Annotated in this window: 11 protein-coding genes and 1 pseudogene; 6 read left to right on the top strand and 6 right to left on the bottom strand. The window is 63.1% G+C overall.

Features of this window, described 5'->3' with window-relative positions; translation table 11 throughout:
- Positions 1-8: 8 nt before the first annotated feature.
- Together NFV80_RS04665 and NFV80_RS04660 are read left to right on the top strand one after the other, a co-directional pair.
- Positions 9-554, top strand: a complete 546-nt coding sequence (locus NFV80_RS04665) for a DUF4231 domain-containing protein (protein WP_295327559.1) — start codon at positions 9-11, stop codon at positions 552-554.
- A gap of 95 nt (positions 555-649) precedes the next feature.
- Positions 650-964, top strand: coding sequence for a phosrestin (locus NFV80_RS04660; protein WP_296758002.1), 315 nt, complete (start codon positions 650-652; stop codon positions 962-964).
- Positions 965-1,002: 38 nt separating this feature from the next.
- Here NFV80_RS04660 and NFV80_RS04655 read toward each other — a convergent pair whose 3' ends face one another.
- The 3 genes from NFV80_RS04655 to NFV80_RS04645 all read right to left on the bottom strand — a co-directional run bounded on the left by NFV80_RS04655 (position 1,003) and on the right by NFV80_RS04645 (position 4,460).
- Positions 1,003-3,009, bottom strand: a complete 2,007-nt coding sequence (locus NFV80_RS04655) for a methyl-accepting chemotaxis protein (protein WP_295327557.1) — start codon at positions 3,007-3,009, stop codon at positions 1,003-1,005.
- Between the two features lie 219 nt (positions 3,010-3,228).
- Positions 3,229-3,459: a hypothetical protein gene (locus tag NFV80_RS04650; protein WP_295327555.1), complete on the bottom strand. Its 231-nt coding sequence runs from the start codon at positions 3,457-3,459 to the stop codon at positions 3,229-3,231.
- A gap of 248 nt (positions 3,460-3,707) precedes the next feature.
- Positions 3,708-4,460, bottom strand: a complete 753-nt coding sequence (locus NFV80_RS04645) for a class I SAM-dependent methyltransferase (protein ID WP_295327553.1) — start codon at positions 4,458-4,460, stop codon at positions 3,708-3,710.
- A gap of 708 nt (positions 4,461-5,168) precedes the next feature.
- Between NFV80_RS04645 and NFV80_RS04640 the strand changes: the two genes are divergently transcribed.
- The 3 genes from NFV80_RS04640 to NFV80_RS04630 all read left to right on the top strand — a co-directional run bounded on the left by NFV80_RS04640 (position 5,169) and on the right by NFV80_RS04630 (position 8,805).
- Positions 5,169-6,026, top strand: a complete 858-nt coding sequence (locus NFV80_RS04640; RefSeq protein ID WP_295327551.1) for an SIR2 family protein — start codon at positions 5,169-5,171, stop codon at positions 6,024-6,026.
- On the top strand, positions 6,010-6,351 hold the full coding sequence (locus tag NFV80_RS04635) for a hypothetical protein (RefSeq protein WP_295327549.1): 342 nt from the start codon (positions 6,010-6,012) through the stop codon (positions 6,349-6,351). The genes NFV80_RS04640 and NFV80_RS04635 overlap by 17 nt, the downstream gene beginning before the upstream one ends.
- Before the next feature lie 150 nt (positions 6,352-6,501).
- Positions 6,502-8,805 (top strand): isoamylase, encoded by a 2,304-nt coding sequence (locus tag NFV80_RS04630; RefSeq protein ID WP_296758000.1) that lies wholly within the window; start codon positions 6,502-6,504, stop codon positions 8,803-8,805.
- 835 nt (positions 8,806-9,640) lie between these two features.
- Here NFV80_RS04630 and NFV80_RS04625 read toward each other — a convergent pair.
- Positions 9,641-10,627 carry an IS5 family transposase gene (locus tag NFV80_RS04625; protein ID WP_296757998.1) on the bottom strand — a complete coding sequence of 329 codons (987 nt, stop codon included), beginning with the start codon at positions 10,625-10,627 and terminating at the stop codon, positions 9,641-9,643.
- Between the two features lie 1,017 nt (positions 10,628-11,644).
- On the opposite strand from NFV80_RS04625, the gene NFV80_RS04620 reads away from it, so the two are divergent.
- The gene (locus NFV80_RS04620; RefSeq protein ID WP_295328166.1) at positions 11,645-12,160 is read left to right on the top strand and encodes a DinB family protein; all 516 of its coding nucleotides are present in this window, start codon (positions 11,645-11,647) and stop codon (positions 12,158-12,160) included.
- Positions 12,161-12,320: 160 nt separating this feature from the next.
- Here NFV80_RS04620 and NFV80_RS04615 read toward each other — a convergent pair whose 3' ends face one another.
- Positions 12,321-14,003 carry a bifunctional protein-serine/threonine kinase/phosphatase gene (locus NFV80_RS04615; RefSeq protein ID WP_296757997.1) on the bottom strand — a complete coding sequence of 561 codons (1,683 nt, stop codon included), beginning with the start codon at positions 14,001-14,003 and terminating at the stop codon, positions 12,321-12,323.
- Between the two features lie 79 nt (positions 14,004-14,082).
- A pseudogene (locus NFV80_RS04610) lies at positions 14,083-14,225 on the bottom strand (MFS transporter); the annotation flags it as partial.

Genomic DNA, 14,225 nt, shown 5'->3' with positions numbered 1-14,225 from the left:
TGGCGGCTGTGGCGATCGAATATTTCAGCGGCACGAAGGAGCATTTGCGTGGCGAAACGCTGACCGTTGCTCTGGAACAGGTAATCGAGAGCAAGGACCCGGAAAAGGCCATGGCGGCGAAAGCGATTCTTGGCAACTATACAGAGACACGGCAGATCGCCGCGCTCTGGAGCGGCCTATACTGGGGATTCGCCTGGGCGGCTGCAGTTCTCGGCGCCCTCTCGGGGCTGGTACTGAAGCTGGAGTCCCTGATCGCTGACGAGAAGATAAAGAAAGACATTGCGGCGCTCTTCACGGTAGCTGCAGCGATCATGATAACGGTTTCGACAGGTGGCGATTTCCAGCGCAAGTGGCAGGCGAATCGAGCGGCGGCGGCCGATATTGAACATCTCGGTTACGAGTTTCTCGGCAAGCGTGGCGAAAATCCACGGCAATACTACGAAAAGCTCAGTGAAATTCTCCTGCGGCGCCATATGTCAATCCTCGGAACCACCGAGAAACAGTCCCATTTGCCAGGACAGACCGATAGTGCTGCTGGCAGCCAGGGAAAGTGACGCCTGACACGCCGATGGCCCGGCCCCGCTATTGCTGGCTTCGCAGACCTGTTCGACCGCTTTGTGGGCGATGTCGAGCACCTGCCCGCTAGACCATGTCACAGGATCGAATCGACTTCGACGCATTGCCGTGGGAATCCACGGTCCCGGGGGCACGCTTCAAGGTCCATCGAGAAGGCGGCAAACAGATTCGGCTCCTTGAATTCACCGAAGGGTTCGTCGAACCGCATTGGTGCGAAAAGGGCCACATTGGTTACGTCCTGGAAGGTACGCTGGAAGTCGATTACCGAGGACGGTGTGTGCGCTATCCCGCGGGCTCCGGCCTGTTCATTCTGGGGGGGCCACAGTCGGGCCACAAGGCGACGTCGCTTACGCCACTCGTGCGGCTGCTGCTGGTGGAAGATGCGTAGCGCGTAGACAGCGGGCGACTTGGTGTGCTGCCCGTGTCTCATTCACTGAACGTGGGGTTCTTGCCGAAGTATTCGAAACAGCGTACCAAGGCCGCCCGCTGTTGCTCGCCGAGCTCGAGAAATTCGACCCCGCAGACGTAATCTTCGCCGCTCTTGCCATGACTCCAGGCCAGACGCGCACGCACCTTGAGCGGAACCTGCCCGGAGTATGCAGCCATCTCCTCCGCCGGGAGATAGATCGACACAGTCATTGGACGATCGGAAACGATTGGCCGTGCCAGCCGCAACCGAGCGCCGACGAGTGAAACGTCGCGCGTGATCCCCTCGAATGTGTCCTTTCCCTGCTCGACGAGCACCCGCAGGTTGCCTTGCAGCCGTGGTGCTCGACGATTTTCGTTCTCCGCCTTGTCGATGTCCGGGCTATGGGTGAAGGAGAAATTGGCCATGATAGCGTTGAGACGGGCGGCGACTGCGGTCAGGTCGTCGCTAATCGCCGCAGTGACCTTGAGCTTGTTGCTCGATTCGCGCAATGTCTGGAACAGCGAATCGAGCGTCTGCTGCAGCAGCCTGAAGCGATCGAGCTGTCGTGTGCTCGCTGCGGAAATGCTTTCATTCGCTCGTACCGTCTGTGCGACGTCATTCGATATGTGCTCCATGGTTTCCGCCATGCGCCGGGATTCCTCGCGCGTCTCGCTGACCGAGTCGATCAGGGTAGCCATGGTCGAGACGACCTGCTCCACCTTGCCGGACAATTGCCCGACGATCGCTCCGACGCGTTCGGCAGACTTGGTGGTGCGCTCCGCAAGCTTGCGCACCTCGTCGGCAACGACCGCGAAGCCACGTCCCTGTTCGCCGGCGCGGGCGGCCTCGATCGCCGCGTTCAACGCCAGCAGATTGGTCTGTCCCGCGATTTCCTTGATTGCCTTGGCAATATCGTCGATCTCTCGTGCCGACTGCTGCAGATCGCGAATCTCGTCCGAGACCTGCTCGACCCTGGCCGAGGTCGTCTTCATCGCTTCCACGTTGCTTTCCACGCTGGTGATCCCGGCGCGCGCCAGGCCTTCGACGTTGTTCGAGCGCTCGACGGCGGCAATTGCCTGCGCAAGCGCCTGCCGGGAGATTTCGTCGAGCTGGGACATCGCTCCACTCACCTCGCCGGAGCGGCTCTCCTGCTGCTTGCTCACCTTCGCGATTTCATTCGAAATCGCCGAAATCTGATAGGACGATTGGCCCATGCTCAATCCGCAGCTCTCGACTTCGTGCAGGACGACATTCAAACGCTCCTGCATCAGCTTCATCGTCTTCAGCAGATCGCCGACTTCGTCGCCCGAGACCACTTCGATCTCGTTGTCGAGCTTGCCGCCGGCCACGGCATGCGCCACATCCATCCCGTGCGCGAGCGGCCGTGTGACCACCTTGCGGATGAACAGGAAGATCACGAACAACATCGGCAGGGTCAGCAAGGCCGCTGCTGCAATCGTCTGCATGCGTTGTCGTGCGACGGCTTCCTGGGTCGATGTGAGCGCAAGCTTCATGCTCACCGCGCCGAGGACGGTGCCCTGCGGTACGGCATGGCACATCATGCAGTTCTTGCCGAGATAGTCTTCCTGCGCCAGCGCCGGCCGAATCACGCGAAGCTCCTCTTCGCCAGTCGCCGCGGTTTCGACGATGGAATATTCCTTTCCTGTGGCGAGCACCTGCGACTCCGCGGAATCGTGTTTCCTTTCATCCTCGGAGCCGGAACCAAACTGCTGGATCACCGCCTCGCCGCGCAACACCCTGACGTCGCGAATGCTGGGCAACTGCCTGATCTGGTCGATGAACACCTCTCGTTGCTGGATCGTACCCGTCACCATCATTCCGGTAAGCCCGGCGAGCACCATGTCGTGCGCGCTGCGCGCGAATTCCTGCGCCTGCCCGATGGCCGTCTTCTCGCTCAGGTGACCCATCCAGACGATCATGATCGTCCACGAGGCGATCGTCATTGCGCCGATCGAGACGAGCAGGCGCACCCAGATTTTCTGGTTGGCGAATTTCGAGAGCATGTTTCTGTATGATTTCGCGAATGAATCTTGTTGGTCTTTGGTGCAGATCGACGCCGCAGGCAGTTGCGCTTCGGGGGATCGGGCAGCCGTCGCGCCGGTTCGGCAAGATCAACTGGTCGAGACGATGATCGCCCGCAGGAGGGTGCCACTTCAGCCCATGATCTTAGCGCAGGCCGGAGCCGGTTGCCACGATTGTTGAGTGGCCGGAGTGAATCGGCGTCACGGGTGCAGGCTCAGCCGCGGTCGAGTCGGGCACCAGAGGCGAACGGCGACCTGCTTGCTGGACGCCAAGGGGCCGGGGACGCGATCCAAGGACCGCGAAAACAGATCGGGCATCAAGGTGATATCGCATATTTTCATACCATGCTTTAGGCGCTGGCCAACATCGAGCGTGGTTTCCGGGTTCTCAAGGCTGAGATCGAGATCGCCCGCCGCATCCAGTATCACCAAGTGACGCTGCATCAACGCCAGCCAGCGTCCGGCTTGTCCGTCGTCACCCCCAACCACAAGGAGCTGTTCGAGACCCTCGCCTTGCCTGAGCCTACAAGCAGACGCGTGTAGTGCCAATTTCGCATGGGTGAATTGCTCATGAACAATGACTTACACGTCTTTCTGTCGAACTCGGGTGTTCCGGCGTCCCGCGGCCGGCTGGCGTGGTGCCCGTTGCACTGCTCCCAGTGTCTCTGGTGGCCAGTTCATCAAAGTTTACGAGCTTGCATGATGAAGCAGGTGCGTTGGCCCTGCTCCAGTTCGCGGTATTTCCTGCTCCCCTCCATGCTCATGAAGGCCGCGGCTTTTGCCCTCAGTACGGGAATGTTCGGAAGTGCGCTTAGGATTTGCTGCTTGCGCGGCTGTTCGCAATGGAGCGCCCGCAGCACGTTGGGACGAATGTCTCGCCAGCGTTCGAGGCGGAAGCCGGCCCTGGCGTAGCGTCTTTCCAGGAATTGACGAACATATCCGTCGGAGCCGTCATTCTGGTCGGCGAGCAGTACCAGCCCTTCCGGCTTCAGGCACCGGTGTAGTTCCCGGACGAACTGCGGGGTATGGAAAATGTGTGCCGAGTCGATGCACAGGAAGACGTCGACGCTCTGGTCGGCCAGGGGCAGGCTCGGGGCTTGAGCGTAACGCACGTCGAGGCCGAAGCGCTTGCGCGCGGTGCGGCGCGCGAAGAATGAGCGTTCCAGGCCGATCAGCCGGGCGCGCGTGAGGCCGCGGAGAAAGGCCAATCCACCACCCCGTCCGCAGGAAATTTCACACAGGATCTCGTGGTCTTCGAGCGGGCGCGCAAGTTGAGCGTAGGTCTGCCAATAGAGCTCGTACTGGCAGCCCTCTTCGGGGTGCGGGTAGAGATCGGCGAGCCCGGTTGTGGCCGGGGCATAGCCGAAATTGACGCAGGAGACCTTTGCCGGCGTGAACAGGCCGAACACCAGCTCATAAAAGATGAACAGCATCTTGCTGCGGAGTCTTGTCACGATGTTTCGCATGTCCGCATGGGCCTCATCGTGCTATTCGGTGACAGACGTGGATTCGGTCGTGGTCGCGTCTCCGACGCAGGCGTCGATGGCGATCACGGTATGGATTGCGTGCCCGTTCCATCGCGTCCCGCCGCTGCGGCCATGACTTCGCGCCGCGGGGTCGCGGGGTGCGGCGCCGGGAAACGTTCAACACGATCCGGAGTGGAACTGTACCAGACGCAGGCGGACAATTGCCGGAGGCGTATCGCGGTTGTCCAGCAGGATTTCTACCGGAGACTGTAAGACCGCTCAGCGGCTTCCCGGAATGTCCGCCCAGCCGGGACTGGCCCGTGCGGCTGCTCCGGCGTGCCGACAACGGCTGTTGCCCGGACGACCGTGATCGCGGCAACGCGCCAGACCAGCAGCAATCCTGCGCCCATGCCGGCGCCGGTGGCGGCCCGCTGCCTTCCGCGGTCGTTACACCGCGTCCCGACTGTCCCTTGAAGTCCGGGCTGAGGGCAGTCTCCACGCCAACCGGCGTGACGCGGCATGGCATCGGCTCGATCCGCTGTCGCCAGCATCGGACTGCTTTGTCGCGAACCCGACATCCGGATTGACGCAGGCGCCGGCCAGACCTTGACGACTGGCTGGCGAGGTCGGCACGAGTTTTGCTCGGGTAGGACAAACCCATGCGGAATCCGCACAATGCCGACAATTCCCCGCACCGACTTGCTTGCTGCTTGGCCATCCGGCCTTGCCGACGGCAGCATCGTTCCCTATCTCGGCCCCGGCGTTCTGGCCGATGTGACCTCGCTGGCCGACGGCCGGAGAATTCCCGCGACGAGCGAGCAACTGATCCTGGCGATGAACGGCGGACGGCCGATGGCGCCGAAGCTGATGTACGAATTTCCGCGGGCGGCGATGAACGTCGAACTCAAGCGCGGCAGGGGAGCGGTCACGCGCTTCCTCGATGCCACCTACGGCGCCAGCCAGTGGACGCGGGCCGCGCTGCACGACTGGCTGGCGCGCCTCTGCCCGCCCTGCGTGATCGACATCAACCGCGACACGCAGCTGCTCGACTCGTATGCCGCGATTCCTCACCTGCTGATCGTTGGCTGTGCGCGGATCGGCGGCTCCGATCACCGCTTCCGGCTGTACCACTCCGCCGGTGACGGTTACCGGGAGATTCCTCCGGAGTCAGCCGACCCGACGCTGCCGGTGCTGCTCAAGCCGATGGGCACGGCGCGGCCGGTGGCCAGCTACGTCGCCTCCGACGCCGACTATGTCGACTACATCACCGAGCTGATGGGCGGCTTCGCGCTTCCCGCCTTTTTCAAGGCGCGCCGGCGCGGCAAGCGCTATCTGCTGCTCGGCATGCGCCTCGACCGCGATACCGAACGGATGATCCTCAGCAACCTGATCCACGATGCGGCGGCCGATCCGGCCGGCTGGGCATTGATCGCCGGGGCGAACGACAAGGAGCGAAGATTCTGCCAGCGACTCGGCATCGAGTTGGTCGAAGCGGACGCGGCAACGCTGCTCGCCAATGGCGTGGCGGCCTGAGAGCTTCCGAAGAAATCGTGGCGAGCAGGCCGAGATACAAGCGATCCGTGGACCGCGAGAGCAGATCGGGCATTCAAGCCCGCTGCGGTCAGCTCTGCTGGCTATCGCCGGCACCACCCAGGCCGCCCGAGTCAACGCGCCCGACACCTCGTTGCAGATGTTCCAGTGGAGCTGGAACGACATCGCCACCGAATGCACCGAGTGGCTCGGGCCGCAAGGTCTTGGCACGGTCCAGATTTGGCCGCCGGGCGCGACAAAGCAGGTCAACAGCTGCTGGGGCGTGTATCAGCCGTTAAACTACGTCAATCTCGATAGAAGTATGTGAAGTGGGACGGCCCCCGCGCCGCCGGGGAGTGGGATCAGGCAACCGGCAGCGGCAACCGCGAATTCTCGACCTGCGCGTCAGAGGCGCAAGTGCGCGCCGATGGCCATTTCGCGTGCTGACCGTCAAGACAACGATCAAGGAGATCCAACCATGCATTTTTTTCGTCAATCGCTTGGCCTCGCGCTGGCCTGCGGCGCCTTTGCAAGCTTTCCGGGCAACGCCGCGATCAATGCGTCGCAACTCGGCGCCACCTACAACGCCAACCACAGCGCGATCGCCTTCAAGGTCTATTCCTCGCGCGCCACGCGGATCGAACTATGGCTGTATGCCACGGGCAGTGCAACGCCGGAAGTGGCGCGGATTCCGCTCACGCGCGGCAGCGGCGACGTCTGGTCGACGGTCGTCTCGCGGGCGACGCTGAGGCGCGCCGGCATTACCGGCCCGGTCTACTACGGCTACCGCGCCTGGGGTCCGAACTGGACCTGGGACGCCGGCTGGAGCAAGGGTTCCAGCCTGGGTTTTGTCAGCGATGTCGACGCGCAGGGCAACCGCTTCAATCCGAACAAGCTGCTCGCCGACCCGTACGCGCTTGAATTGAGCCACGACCCGCTGACGCCGACCGATCCGAGCGGGGTACCGTATGCGTCGGGACCGGATTATCGCAACCTCGACAGCGGCTTCGTCGCTCCGCGCGGAATCGTCCTCGGTGGCGACAAGCAGTCGATCGGCAGCAAGCCGACGCGCGCGTTCAAGGACGAAGTCATCTATGAAGTGCATGTGCGTGGCCTCACGATGAACGATCCTGCCATTCCCGCGGCGTATCGCGGCACCTATCGGGGCGCCGCGCTGAAAGCACCGTATCTGAAGGGCCTGGGGATCAGCGCAGTGGAGTTCCTGCCGGTGCAGGAAACACAGAACGATACCAACGACGCGACGCAACCCCCGAGTACGGAAGGTGCGAACTATTGGGGCTACGCGACGCTCAACTACTTTGCCCCGGATCGCCGCTACGCCGCGGATCGCAGCCCCGGCGGACCGACACGCGAATTCAAGGCGATGGTCAAGGCGTTCCACGATCAGGGAATCAAGGTACTGATCGACGTCGTCTACAACCATACCGGCGAGGGAGGTGCGTGGAAGTCCGACGACACGAGGACGTACAACGTGCTGAGCTTTCGCGGGCTGGACAACCCCACCTATTACACGCTGACCAGCGACAGGCAATCGACCTGGGACAATACCGGCGTCGGCGGCAATTACAACACGCACAATCCGATCGCGCAGAACCTGATCATCGATTCGCTCGCCTACTGGCGCGACACGCTGGGTGTCGACGGTTTTCGCTTCGATCTCGCGCCGGTACTCGGCAACACCTGCGAGGAAGGTTGTTTCAACTACGACAAGATGGACCCGGGCACGGCTCTCAACCGCATCGTCCGCGAACTGCCACCACGTCCGGCGAGCGGTGGCGCCGGCATCGATCTGATCGCCGAACCCTGGGCGATCGGCGGCAATTCCTACCAGGTCGGTGGCTTCCCGAGCGGCTGGTCGGAGTGGAACGGCCGCTATCGCGATACCGTTCGTCGCAGCCAGAACCAGCTCGGTGTCGCGGCGATCACCACCGGCGAGCTCGCGACACGCTTTGCCGGATCGGCAGACCTCTTCCAGAACAACGGCCGCCAGCCGTGGAATTCGGTCAACTTCCTCATCGCGCATGACGGCTTCACGCTGCACGATCTGTACACCTGCAACGGGAAGAACAACGGCCAGCCGTGGCCATACGGCCCGTCCGACGGCGGCGAGGACCACAACAACAGTTGGGACCAGGGCGGCGACGCCGCTGCGCAGCGCAAGGCGGCGCGCAATGGCATCGCCCTCCTGATGTTGTCCGCCGGCGTGCCGATGATCGGCGGCGGCGACGAGGCGCTGCGCAGCTTGCGCTGCAACAACAACCCCTACAACCTCGATTCGACCGCCAACTGGCTGAACTGGAATCTGAGCCCCGAGCAGGGCAACTTCCAGGTCTTCACGAAGGCGATGGTCGCTTTTCGCGCTGCGCACCCGGCGTTGCGCCCGGCGACATTCTATTCGTCAGTCGACAACAACGGCAACGTGATGGAGCAATTGCGCTGGTTCAAGCCTGATGGCGCGATTGTCGATGGCGCTTACTTCGACGATGCGAACAATCACGCCATCGCCTGGCGAATCGACGGCAGCGAATTCGGCGACAGCGCCGCGGCGATCTACGTGGCCTACAACGGCTGGAGCGGCGACGTCAATTTCTCGCTGCCGTGGCCTGGGGCCAACCGCAAGTGGTATCGCGTCACCGACACCTGCCCATGGGCCGAAGGCGCAAGCCAGGTGCGCGCGCCCGGCAGCGAGGAACTCATCGGCGGCGAAGGAACGAACTATTCGCTGTGCGGGCGCAGCGTTCTGCTGTTGATTGCCAGATAGGCGGGGCAGGGCACGAGGCGGGATGAGCGAATGGATTCCGGTCAGGGGCCTCGACGTCGCCCCTCGCTTCGATTCACTGCGAGCCCGGGCAGGCGGGCAAGCCTGCCGTTGTGACGCAACCAGCCGCACGACCATAGGGAGGTGGCGGCCCGCTCATTGACGGCGCCGGGCTCGCCTAGCCCGCGCCTGCGGTCTCGGTCAGGTCAAGGTGGCCGGGCGCGACAGCGAGCCAATCGCGTTGGTTTGCCGCCTCGGACGGCGGTCGACTGGGAAAACTCCCCGGAGGAAGTGCATTTTTCTCGATAGCCGTGTTCTCGCCATCATGCAGGCCGGCTGCCCGGAATCCCGCAAGAGAAACCGTTGATGAGTCGTTGCATAAATCTTCTACCCGAGGCAATGCAATGAGAGGTGCAAGAATCGTCGCTACCGGACCGGCCCATGCCAAGCCAATTCCGCCAACCGGGGTGTAGCAGCGCGAGGGCGGTCAGCTTGTGGTGTGGATCTCCTGTTCTGGTCAATGACGTCGCCTGACGTGTGATTCCGTGTCTTGCGGGCCGCGATTCGTGTTTTTCTCCGTGACAAGCCGTTGATGTATAGTGGAGAAAACGCACCGTCAGTGGACGAGTGCGTGATTCATCGTGCGATTTCGCTCGACAAATGGTACTTGGAGATACTAGGGAACCGCTGATCAATGAACCTCGACGCGTGCCAAGCCCACTCCCGGTTGGCCACCCGACGGCTCGGAGTCAGGGGTCGCGCCGTTCGAGTTGCCTTTGCCGGGCGTCAAAGCCCGGTTTCGGCCTTTCCGCTCCTTTCTTTGGGCGCTTCGCGGTGCTCAGGACGCACCTTGGTTGTGCAGGGCCAGAAGCCGCTGCTTGGCGATGACCAGGTTCGCGAGCGCAAAGAGGATGTGCAATTGGGCCGTGTTCTTCGGGAGCCCCTTGTAGCGGACCTTGCGGTGGCCAAAGAGATTCTTCACGATGTGGAAGGGATGCTCGACCTTCGAGCGGATGCTCGCCTTGACCGATTCCAGGCGACGCAGCAGCGTACCGAGCTGGCTCTCCTTAGGGATCGCCTTCAGCTTGCTGCGCTTCGTCGCCACCTGCCAATCGATCTCCCGGTCTTTCAGGTCTTCGCGCTTCTCGACCCCGGTGTAGCCGGCATCCAGATACACGGTCTTCTCTTCGCCGTGCAGCACTTCGGCCGTCTGCGCCACGTCGGCGACGTTCGCCGCGGTTCCGACTACCGTATGCACCAGTCCGCTCTCGGCATCGACGCCGATGTGCGCCTTCATGCCGAAATGCCACTGGTTGCCTTTCTTCGTCTGGTGCATCTCGGGATCACGGGACTTCGCTTCGTTCTTCACCGACGGCGGTGCGGCAAGGATCGTCGCGTCGGCAATCGTCCCTTCGCGCATCATCAGCCCCTGGGCCGTCAGTTGCGCGTTGATCGCCGCGAAGACGGCCTTCGTCAGTTCCTTCTCCTCCAGCAGATGCCGGAACTGCAGCAGCGTCGTCGCATCCGGTGCCGATTCCCGCGACAGGTCGATTCCGACAAACCCCCGCAACGCCTGGCTGTCGGTGATCGCGTCTTCCACCCCTTCGTCCGACAGGCTGTACCAATGTTGCACCAGATACACCCGCAGCATGCGCTCCAGCCCGATCGGCGGCCGGCCGCGCTTCCCTTTCGGGTAGTGCGATTCGATCACCGCCAGCACCTCCTGCCACGGGATCACCCGTTCCATCTCGGCAAGAAAGCGCTCGCGTCTGGTTACTCGCTTCTTTCCGGCAAACTCGGCTTCCGAAAAACTGATCTGCTTCACGCGACCATCTCCTCCTCGGCAAGGCTTTCATTATACCAAAGGCATTGCTCACAGAGACGATTAAATCAGCGCTTCCCTAACTGGCTGCCATCCAAATGCTATGGCCGGAAGCGGTCCTCCGCCATCCTTCGCGAGTACGCTGCCGATAGATGACCGTGAAAATTAATCTACCTCAACCGCTGTCGCCCTGCGAGCGCACCCGCGAAGCCACCGCCATCCTTGCCACGGCGATCGCGCGACTGCATGCCAACCGGCCCGACACAGAGCGCGGTTTCCCTTGGCTTCCCGGCCCCCAAGCGCGTTCATAGAACGCCTTCTACCCCTGGAGTCCAACGATGACCCTTCCCCGGATCGCCGCGCCGCTCGCGGCACTGCCTCACATGCCCCTGGATCGCTTGTGGACCTTGTGGGATCAACATTTCGCGTGCCGGCCGCAGCGCGTCAATCGGCGCTATCTTGAAACCCGTCTCGCATAATTCCATTCAATGTGCCTATGTGAGCAATGCCCTCGAATCCTCTGACACTGGGCGCTCGGGGGCCCGTTACCACCGCAAGGCCGGCACCCACGCGCTGTTGCCTTGTACGAGAGGCGCCAGCGTTGCCAACGTCGTTGCTGCGCTTCGGGAAACCTTGCCGAGCAGGAAGCAATCGTCTCCAATCGCCGGAATGCCGAACTCTTCCGGCGACCTCGACAAGTGGCCATGCGGTGGTTTACGCTGCACTTCCTGCGAACAACTGGGTCACGCGGTGTGCCGGGAACGGCGCAACGGGCGTCTCGGGGGCGAAGCGGGGAATGCCGGCGAGTCCGCGCAGGCCCGAAGTAGGTATATCAGCCAACCCTCCAGCCGATCGCGCTCCTTCGCGCCCTGTCGACGAAATGGGTCTGCCGAGCCTTGCCGCGTGGCAGGAATTCAATGCAGCGAACTGCCGGATGCATGGCTCGTTCGTCCTCCGGTTTCGGAGGGGGACGCGCAAGGCTTTCTCGTCTTCCGGAGAGGTCTCTTCGAGGGTCCCCCTATGCTGCTCGATGATCTGCTTCGCTACAAGCACTGGGCTGATCGACGCACGCTTGACGCGGTAGCGAAGATCGATACGCATCGCTTCCCATCCGCATGGGCCTTCGTCCGCCAGCAACTTGATCACATGGTCCGGGTTGAAGAGCTGTTTCGTGCCAGGCTTCTCGGGAACACGGAACCACATTCGGCGACAGGCTCCGGCAGCGTTCCCGAACTGGACGAACTGGACCGAAGGCTTTCGGAATCCGATGACTGGCTGCGGACCTACGCGCAGTCACTCGAACCTGAGCAGCGTACGGAGTCGATCCACTTTCGCTTCGTGGATGGCCAACGGGGCACCCTCACTCGCGAAGAGGTTCTGTACCATCTGATCAACCACGGCACCTATCACCGAGGTGCAATCGGACGCACGCTGGATTTGGCAGAGGCTCCCCGCCCGGCGGACACCTACACGGTCTTCATTCACGCCGCTGAGCCCGAGCGAAGGGCAGGGACCTTGCCAGAAGCTCCCCGGTAGTTGAGCAGGAGCGTGACTTCCGGCGACCGGAAGCCGGAAAGGCGGGATGTGGAGTTTTTCATTCCGCGTGCCGAGGAAGGCGTGACCCCTTGGCCAGCCGGCAGATTGAGGAAAGCGAAGCACGCGTTTCGGCAAGTCGGCCGCCCGATCGAATCCCCCCTCAGCGCGTCAGCAGCATCAGCAACAGCAGATTGGCGAGCAGCGAGACGCCGGCAATGATGCGCCAGGTGAGCAGCGGGTTGCGCATCGCCAGCGGGGTGACCGGCGGGCGGCTCACCGGTCGATTGGCGCCGCGTTCGAGCGCCAGCAGGAACTCCTCGGCGGTTTCGAAGCGCTGCGCCGGGTCCTTGGCGACCGCCTTGAGCAGGACGTTTTCCAGCCAGCCGGGGATCTCCGGCCGGTAGCGCGTTGGTGCCACCGGTTCGCCGAACTTCGGATGCTGGAACGGTTCGATCTCCCCGTACGGATACTTGCGGCTCAGCAGGTGGTAGAGCGTGACCCCTGCCGCGTAGAGGTCGTGCGCCGTGCCTGCTCGCGCATCGGTGAAAAGTTCCGGCGCCATGTAGCTCGGCGTGCCGGGATTTCCCTTGCCGGCCTCGTCTTCCGACAGACTGACGGCGACGCCGAGGTCGAGAATGCGCAAGCGACCGTCACGACCGACGTGGATGTTCGCCGGTTTGATGTCACGGTGCGCGATGTCGAGGCGGTGCAGCGCCGACAGTCCCTTCATCAGGCGAATGCCGTGCTGGACCGCGTCGGCGACGGTGAAATGCATGTCGGCGTCGAGCATTCGCTGCAGGGTCGCGCCATCGTGCCAGCTCTGCAGGTAGTAAAGGCAGCTTCGCATCTCGCTCGGCACGAGTTGTGCGAAGAACGGTGAGACGATCCGCCGGGCGCGCCATTCCTCCATGATCAGCGCGCGGATCTCGTCGACGTCGTCGGACAGCTCCGGGCGCAGCGTCTTGAGCACAAGCTGCTGGCCCGATGTCTGCTCGGTGACGCGGTAGAGCAAGGTGGCGCGCGAGTCGTGCAAGACTTCTTCGATGCGCAGCCCGTCGATTTCCTGGCCCGGCCTGAAGCGTGGCGGCACCGGCAGGCGCGCCGTACCTTCGAGCGAGTCGCGCAGGTTTTCCGGGGGCAGTTCCAGGATGCGCGCGACTACCGCGCTGGCGTTGTCCTGACCGCCCGCGGCCAGCGCCAGGCTGGTCAGCGACGCCGCGGCCCGCTGCGCGTCGGCATGCGCGAGCAGGACGCCGGCGATCCGCCTTTGTTCGAGCGCACCCCAGACGCCATCGGAACAGAGCAGGAAGCAATCGCCTTCGCGCAGCTCGCCGTCGACGAAATCGAGATGGAAGTGCCGATCAAGGCCGACCGCACGTGACAGGACGTTCCGGAGTTCGGGGTGCTCCCAGACGTGATCGGTGGTCAGTCGCCGGCACTCGCCGTCACGCAGCAGGTAGAGGCGCGAGTCGCCGACGTGAGCGCAGACGTAACGTCGGCCGCGCAGCACCAGCACCGTCAGCGTCGTTGCCATGCCGGCCAGTTCGGGCTGCCGCGTCGCCTCGGCCATCACCCAGCGGTTGAGCGGAACGACGACCTTCTCCAGCGCGTGCGGCACGCCCCAGGTGTCGGGCGTCGCGTAGTAATCCGAAAGCAGACCGCGCACCGTGTATTCGGCAGCCTCGCGGCCGCCCTTGTGACCGCCGATGCCGTCGGCGACGGCGGCGATCAGGCCCTTGTTCTCGAGTTCGGTTCCCTGCGGCGTGACCATGCCGCAGAAGTCCTCGTTGCGCTCGCGAGGTCCGGTGAGCGAGGAATGACCGATGTCGACTCGGAGGGGCATGCCGGGAGCGTCGTGAAATGGGGCGGCAGGTGTAAGCTACTATACCGTGCCGCCCCGACTGCGCAAAGGTTGGTTTCGTTCAGATCTTGGCGGCGGTCAGATGGGCGGCGCCCCAGGTCGTGCGCCAGCGGGTCTTGACGCCGGTCAGCCCGCCCAGAGCGAGGATCGCGAGGGCGGCAAAGATCACGAAGCCGAGCTGATAGCTGCCGGTGATTTCCTTGG

This window comes from Accumulibacter sp. (genome assembly GCF_023806565.1).
Classification (GTDB): Bacteria; Pseudomonadota; Gammaproteobacteria; order Burkholderiales; family Rhodocyclaceae; genus Accumulibacter.
This window is presented reverse-complemented; position numbering and strand designations above follow the sequence as displayed.

Bases quoted from the DNA above. Each gene is read 5' to 3' on its own strand.
- NFV80_RS04620 (WP_295328166.1), top strand. From the start codon at position 11,645: ATGCTGCTCGATGATCTGCTTCGCTACAAGCACTGGGCTGATCGACGC.
- NFV80_RS04630 (WP_296758000.1), top strand. From the start codon at position 6,502: ATGCATTTTTTTCGTCAATCGCTTGGCCTCGCGCTGGCCTGCGGCGCC.
- NFV80_RS04645 (WP_295327553.1), bottom strand. From the start codon at position 4,460: ATGCTGTTCATCTTTTATGAGCTGGTGTTCGGCCTGTTCACGCCGGCA.
- NFV80_RS04660 (WP_296758002.1), top strand. From the start codon at position 650: ATGTCACAGGATCGAATCGACTTCGACGCATTGCCGTGGGAATCCACG.
- NFV80_RS04655 (WP_295327557.1), bottom strand. From the start codon at position 3,009: ATGCTCTCGAAATTCGCCAACCAGAAAATCTGGGTGCGCCTGCTCGTC.
- NFV80_RS04635 (WP_295327549.1), top strand. From the start codon at position 6,010: ATGGCGTGGCGGCCTGAGAGCTTCCGAAGAAATCGTGGCGAGCAGGCC.
- NFV80_RS04640 (WP_295327551.1), top strand. From the start codon at position 5,169: ATGCCGACAATTCCCCGCACCGACTTGCTTGCTGCTTGGCCATCCGGC.
- NFV80_RS04615 (WP_296757997.1), bottom strand. From the start codon at position 14,003: ATGCCCCTCCGAGTCGACATCGGTCATTCCTCGCTCACCGGACCTCGC.